Raw genomic sequence first — 6,000 nt, 5'->3', positions numbered from 1 at the left:
CGGGTCGGCCTGCGCGTCGCGGCCGAACGGGTCCTGCTGCGCGTCGCGGCCGAACTGAGCGCCCTGATTCTCGCGGCCGGACTGCGCCGGCTGAGAGTCGCGGCCGAACGGGTCGGCCTGGGCGTCGCGGCCGTAAGGGTCGGCGGTCTCGGAGCCTCGACCGAAGGGGGCAGCCGCCTGGTTGTCGCGGCCGAACGGGTCACGACCGATCGCGTCTGCGGCCTGGTTGTCGCGGCCGAACGGGTCACGGTCGATGGGGTCAGCTGCCTGAGGGTCGCGGCCGAACGGGTCGGCGGATTGGGGGTCGCGGCCGTAGGGGCCGGGCTCGGCCGGGCGGCCGTAGGGGTGCGGGGCCTCGTCGGCGCCGGGGGACTGCTGGCCGAACGCGACGAAACCGTTGGCCTGGGCCTCGGGCTGGTCGGCGGCGGACGGTCGGCCGAACGGGGCCTGCTGACCGCGGATCGGCAGATCGGAGACCGGGACAGCGGGCTGGGCCGGAGGCTCGGACGCCGACTCGGCGCCCGGGGTGACGGCGCCGCGCAGCGGGAAGCCGCCGGAGTCGCCACGACGGGTCGGGAAGGTCGCGCCGCCGGAACGCAGCGGGAAGCCGCCGTCTGCCGACTGGGACGCGTCATCGGGGCGGGCCGCTCCGAAGCCACCGTCGCCGGGAGTCGCGGCCGGGAAGCCGCCGCTTGCCGCCCCGCCCGGGAAGCCGCCGTTTTCGGTCGGCCGAGCGCCGGGGAAGCCGCCCTTTTCCGCTGGGCGAGCGCCGGGGAAGGAGCCGTTCTCGGCGGTGTGGGCGGAGCCGTTGCTGTCGGCCTGGAAGTCGGGGCGGCCGGGGCCGGCCTGGAAGTCCGGGCGGCCGGGGAAGTCTGGGCGGGCGGGGAAGTCCGGGCCGGCTGAGAAATCGGGGCCGGCCGGGAAATCGGGGCGGGCCGGGAAGTCTGGGCCGGCCGGGAGACCGGGGCGCGACGCGAAGGCGGGGCCTGGCAGCGGCAAGATGGGGCCCTCGCCGGCGGGAGCGTCGGGCAGGCCGGAGAGGGTGGCGCCGGGGACGCGGGAGCGCTGGCCGCCGAAGGCGGAGACGCCGGGTGGGCGGCCGGGCAGGTTCGCGTCGGCGCCGGTGGAGGGCTGCTCGGGGGCGGCGTTGCGGCCGGCGGCGGCGAAGCCGTCGAACTCGCCGATCTTGCCGGGGTCGACGTGGGCCGGGGTGCGCTGGGGGAGCGGCAGCTGGCCCTCGCCGGAGGTGGCCTGCTGGGGCGCCCACGCCGAGCGGGGTGGCTCGGGGGCATTGCCGGAAGCGGGCACGAACGACGGGGCGGGGCCGTTGTCGGCGGAGGGTGCCTGGTCGAACGGAGTGGAGTTGGCCTGGGGGGCGGCTGCGTATGACGAGGCGCCGCTCGGCGTGACCGAACCGTAGGGCGAGGCGTCCTCAGCACCGTAGGGCGAGGCGTCCTCGGGCTGCGGCACCCGGGCCGAGCCGTAGGGGGTGCCGGTGGGCCGGGCGGGGCTCGCGGCGGCCGACTCGGAGCCGGAGCCGAAGCTGCGGACCGTGGGCACCACGAACGGTGAGCCGCCGTTGGGGGTGGCGGGCGGCGGCGGAGCGTAGGAGCTGGGGAAACCGTCGGTGGGTGGCGTGGCTGCCGAGGCCCGACCGGCGATTCGCCGGCCGTCGGAGTCCGGCGGGAAGCCGTCCGACGTTGGCCCGCCCGACGTGGCCTCGGCCGGTTGCGTGCCGGCGTAGTGCCCCTCGGACGTCATGAGCGCCTCCTCGTCAATGCGACCGTGCCAGCTTTGCACGGACGCGGCGACACCAGCCAATCGCGACCGGCGCGCCATGCCCAGCTCGAAGGCCAGGCCGTGCGGGACCAGGCGGCGCGATTTACGCCGTTCGGAGGCCCCGGCCCCGCCGTCGACCGGCCGAGCCGACAAGGGACCGTGCCCCACCGTACCGGGCTCCGGCGACTGGAGGAATCCCGGTGTACGTCCGGGAGGGGACGACGAACGGATCTTTAAGACTGTCTTCAAACATGCGACGGCCCGGCCGGAGGATCCGGTCGGGCCGAGGTCAAAGCTTGTTTTATGGAGTGATCAGAAGGGGCGGCGCTGCGCCATGATGTTGATCTCGTCGCGCATGGCCTGCGTAGGAGCGGACTGCCAGGCGCGGTCGATGGCGCGCCTCTCGCGGTTGATCATCCGGCGGCGTCGCATCCGATCGCTGATGTTCATGATGCGGTTTCATCCCTCTCGGCCCGGTCGGGGCCACGTCCTTGGAGCTCGTCTCGATGCGATACCAATTCTGGCCCACATCGAGACGAGATGCCAAAGATTTAGGGGGTGATGGTGCGCACTCGCCTAATTTTCAAAGGTCAAATTTGGCTTGAGCCTAATTTTTCCTATGTCCAGGAGAGGAGTGCCCCCTCCGGGTCGGTCAGGAACGCACCGATGTCCCGCAGGAACCTCGACCCCAGCTCGCCATCGATGATCCGGTGGTCGAAGGAGAGGCCCAGGGTGGTCACCTGGCGAATCTTGATCTTGTTCTTGTGCACCCACGGCGTCGGCCGGACGGCGCCGAACGCCAGGATGGCCGACTCGCCCGGCGGCAGGATCGGGGTGCCGGTGTCCACACCGAACACTCCGACGTTGGTGATCGAAAGGGTGCCACCCGACATGTCCGACGGAGGTGTCTTGCCGGACTTCGCGACCTGCACAAGTGTGGTGAGCGCCTCGGCCAGTTCCCGCAGCGTGAGGCGTCCCGCGTCCTTGATGTTGGGAACGATGAGACCGCGCTCGGTGGCCGCCGCGATGCCGAGGTTGACGTAGTCCTTGACCACGATCTCGTTCGACTCGCCCGACCAGGTCGAGTTGACCATCGGGTGACGCTTGACGGCGAGCAGCACCGCCTTGGCCACCAGCAGGAGCGGAGAGACCTTGAGGTCGGCGAACTCACGCCGGGCCTTCAGCTTCTCCACCGCCTTCATCGTGCGGGTCACGTCGACCGTGAGGAACTCGGTGACGTGCGGCGCGGTGAATGCCGACGCCACCATGTTCGCCGCGGTCAGCTTCCGGACGCCCTTGATCGGGAGGCGCTGCTCGCGGGAGGCGTCGAAGACCGGCGCGGCGGTGCCGGCGGCCGAGGTGAGTGCGGCGGCCTGCGGTGCTGCCGCCGCGTTGTGTACGTCGTCCCGGGTCACCGATCCCATCGGACCCGTCCCGGCGATCGCCGCCAGGTCGACTCCGAGATCACGAGCCAGCTTGCGGACCGGCGGCTTGGCGAGCACCGGTCCGGAAAGACGGCCGTTGGCGGGGGCGGCTGGGCGCTCCACGGGTGCGGGCGCTTCGACCGCGGTCCCCGCCGGAGGCGGGGGTGGTGGCACCGCTGCGGTTGTGGACCCCGAGGGCGTACCCGATCGGGGTCGCCTTTTCGCGGTTGTGTTCTTCGGGCCGTAACCGACGAGCACGGCCGTCCGGCCGCCCGGAGCCGGACCACCGATGAGGCCGGGCTCGACCGCACCCTCGGCCGGCGCGATCTCGACCGCCGCGAGGGACTCGGCGGACGGCACCGGACCGGCGGTGGGGTCGGTGTCGATCGCCACGATGGCCGCGCCCACCTCGACCGTCGTGCCCGCCTCGTGGAAGATCCGGGTGACGACGCCGGCCCACTTCGCCGGGATCTCGACGGCCGCCTTGGCCGTCTCCACCTCGACGATCGGCTGGTTGAGCTCGATCGTGTCGCCCACCTTGACCAGCCAGGCGAGGATCTCGCCCTCGGTCAGTCCCTCACCGAGGTCGGGCAGGGGGAACTCCTTGATCCGTGACATCCGTGTCACCAGCCGAACGAACGGTCGACGGCGTCCAGCACCCGGTCGAGGTCGGGGAGGTAGTCCTCCTCGACCCGGGCCGCCGGGTAGGGAATGTCGTAACCGGTCACCCGCAGCACCGGAGCCTCCAGGGAGTAGAAGCACTCCTCGGTGATCCGGGCGGCCAGTTCGGCGCCGAGGCCGAGGTTGCCGGGAGCCTCGTGCACGACGACGGCCCGGCCGGTGCGCTTCACCGAGGCGTAGACCGTCTCCATGTCGAGCGGGGAGAGCGTGCGCAGGTCGATGACCTCGAGGTTGCGGCCGTCCTCGGCGGCCGCGGAGGCGGCGTCGAGCGCGGTGCGGACCATCGGACCGTACGCGAGGACGGTCGCGTCCGTGCCGGCTCTGGTGATCCGTGCCTTGTGCAGCGGGAAGGCCTGGCCGAGGTCGGCATCGAGATCGACCTCGCCCTTCTCCCAGTAACGCCGCTTGGGCTCGAAGAAGATGACCGGATCGTCGGAGACGACGGCCTGGCGGATCATCATGAACGCGTCGGCCGAGTTGGCACAGCTCACGACCTTGAGGCCGGGGATGTGCGCGAAGAGCGCCTCGGGCGACTCGGAGTGGTGCTCGACCGCGCCGATGCCGCCGCCGAACGGGATGCGGATGACGATCGGCAGCCGCACGTTGCCCAGCGAGCGGTAGAACATCTTGGCGACCTGGGCGACGATCTGGTTGTACGCCGGGAAGACGAAGCCGTCGAACTGGATCTCGCAGACCGGGCGGTAACCGCGGATGGCGAGGCCGATGGCGGTGCCGACGATGCCCGACTCGGCGAGCGGGGTGTCGATCACCCGATCCTCGCCGAAGTCCTTCTGCAGGCCGTCGGTGATGCGGAAGACGCCGCCGAGCTTGCCGACGTCCTCGCCCATGATGACGACCTTGGCGTCGTCCTCCAGGGCGCGGCGCAGGCCGTGGTTGAGCGACTTGCCCAAAGTGATCGTCTCGACCATCAGTGGTCACTCCCCTCGAACGACGCGTGGTAGCGCTCGAACTCGGCCCGCTGGCCGTCGACCTCGGGCGAACCGTGCGGGTAGACGTTGTCGAACATCGTCACCGGCTGCGGGTCAGGCATGGCCAGCACCCGCTCGCGCAGGTCCAGGGCGAGCTTCTTGGCGCTCTCGTCGATCTCGGCGAAGAACGTGTCGTCGGCGATCTGCTGCTTGGCCAGGAACGCCTTGACCCGGGCGATCGGGTCCTTGGCCTTCCACGACTCGACCTCGCTCGCGATGCGGTAACGGGTCGGGTCGTCGGAGCTCGTGTGCGCCCCCATCCGGTAGGTGTAGGCCTCGATCAGCGACGGGCCCTGACCGTTGCGGGCCTGGTCGAGCGCGGCCCGGGTGACCGCGTAGGTGGCCAGCACGTCGTTGCCGTCGATCCGGATGCCGGGGAAGCCGTAGCCGGCCGCGCGGCGGTAGAGCGGGATGCGGGTCTGGCGTTCCAGCGGCTCGCTGATGGCGTACTGGTTGTTCTGACAGAAGAAGACGATCGGGGCGTTGAAGACGCCGGACCAGACGAACGCCTCGTTGACGTCACCCTGGCTGGTGGCACCGTCACCGAAGTACGCGATCACCGCCTCGCCGTCGGGCGAGCCGGTCTTGCCGTCCATCGTGATGCCCATGGCGTAGCCGGTCGCGTGCAGCGTCTGCGAACCGATCACGATCGTGTAGGTGTTGAACTTGTACTCGTTCGGATCCCACCCACCCTGGTCGACGCCCCGGAACAGGCCGAACGGCATGATCGGGTCGATCCCGCGGGTGTAGAGGACACCGTGCTCGCGGTAGGTCGGGAACGCCATGTCCTGCTTACGCAGGGCGTGCCCGGATCCGACCTGGGCCGCCTCCTGGCCCAACAAACTCGCCCAGATGCCCAGCTCACCCTGCCGCTGCAGGGCGGTGGCCTCGGCATCCAGCCGGCGGACCGTGACCAGGTCCGCATAGAGCTTGCGGTATTCCTCGTCGGTGAAATCGACCGAGTAAGTCATCCCGTCCGCCGTGGTGACGCTGTCGACGCGTTCCCCGTCGGGCGTGAGCAACTGGACGAAGCCGCCCGCCGGAGCGTCCCCCCCTGGTGTCGGGTGCTCCGCGCCGCCAGGCGCCGGTAGTGGCACAGCCCCGGCTTCGCGTTCGCCGTTCGCCAT

General features: G+C 71.0%; 4 protein-coding genes and 1 pseudogene. All 5 read right to left on the bottom strand.

The features are described 5' to 3' along the window. A pseudogene (locus tag Afe05nite_RS44575) lies at positions 1-1,761 on the bottom strand (hypothetical protein); the annotation flags it as partial. Between the two features lie 330 nt (positions 1,762-2,091). After that, on the bottom strand, positions 2,092-2,229 hold the full coding sequence (locus tag Afe05nite_RS17725) for a hypothetical protein (RefSeq protein ID WP_203818231.1): 138 nt from the start codon (positions 2,227-2,229) through the stop codon (positions 2,092-2,094). Between the two features lie 167 nt (positions 2,230-2,396). After that, complete coding sequence (locus Afe05nite_RS17720) at positions 2,397-3,821, bottom strand: dihydrolipoamide acetyltransferase family protein (RefSeq protein ID WP_203818230.1); 1,425 nt, start codon at positions 3,819-3,821, stop codon at positions 2,397-2,399. A 5-nt stretch (positions 3,822-3,826) separates the two neighbouring features. After that, on the bottom strand, positions 3,827-4,816 hold the full coding sequence (locus Afe05nite_RS17715) for an alpha-ketoacid dehydrogenase subunit beta (protein ID WP_203818234.1): 990 nt from the start codon (positions 4,814-4,816) through the stop codon (positions 3,827-3,829). Beyond that, the gene (gene pdhA, locus Afe05nite_RS17710) at positions 4,813-6,000 is read right to left on the bottom strand and encodes a pyruvate dehydrogenase (acetyl-transferring) E1 component subunit alpha (protein ID WP_239117920.1); all 1,188 of its coding nucleotides are present in this window, start codon (positions 5,998-6,000) and stop codon (positions 4,813-4,815) included. Before pdhA ends, Afe05nite_RS17715 begins: the two co-directional genes overlap by 4 nt.

It is taken from the genome of Paractinoplanes ferrugineus (assembly GCF_016862195.1).
Classification (GTDB): Bacteria; Actinomycetota; Actinomycetes; order Mycobacteriales; family Micromonosporaceae; genus Actinoplanes; species Actinoplanes ferrugineus.
This window is presented reverse-complemented; position numbering and strand designations above follow the sequence as displayed.